Below are 611 nucleotides of genomic sequence, written 5' to 3' on the forward strand. Positions count from 1 at the left end.
CCGCCCTTTCACGGCGGTAACAGGGGTTCGACTCCCCTACGGGATACCATTGGGTCGTTAGCTCAGTTGGTAGAGCAGTTGACTTTTAATCAATTGGTCGCAGGTTCGAATCCTGCACGACCCACCATTCTTTCCACGAAGAATGGCTTTTGAATTCACTTTAAAGTGGATACAAGAGAAACTTATGTGGGCGATTAGCTCAGTTGGGAGAGCACCTGCCTTACAAGCAGGGGGTCACTGGTTCGAGCCCGGTATCGCCCACCATTCTCTAAGAATTTTTGGATAGGATTTCCAAACCACTTCAGTAAAGCGTATGTGGTTGGAATTTTTGACGCCTGAATAGCGTACTGAAAGTCTTTAGAAAATGTACTTCCTCGTGAAGAAACATTGCTCTTTAACAATTTGGAAAGCTGACAAAACAATCTTTTGAAGATTGTTTGTAAAGTTCTCAAAGTATTCAATTAAATTGAATACACAGAAACACATTCAAGTGTTCTTGGGTTTTGTCTTACTGTTTCAGTAAAGCAAAACATATTTGAGTCCGGCAAAATCGAAAGCTATCTCGCTCATTCAAATAATGAGATAGCAACTTTGGTTGTTTAACATCAATT

The 611-nt window shown here is 41.1% G+C and carries 2 tRNA genes; both read left to right on the forward strand.

What is annotated here, in order from left to right:
- The first annotated feature begins 51 nt into the window (after positions 1-51).
- A tRNA-Lys gene (locus IRQ95_RS21960) sits at positions 52-127 on the forward strand.
- 61 nt (positions 128-188) lie between these two features.
- Positions 189-264 (forward strand) — tRNA-Val (locus IRQ95_RS21965).
- Positions 265-611 lie beyond the last annotated feature (347 nt).

The organism is Vibrio fluminensis (assembly GCF_015278125.1).
In the GTDB taxonomy this organism is placed as follows: domain Bacteria; phylum Pseudomonadota; class Gammaproteobacteria; order Enterobacterales; family Vibrionaceae; genus Vibrio; species Vibrio fluminensis.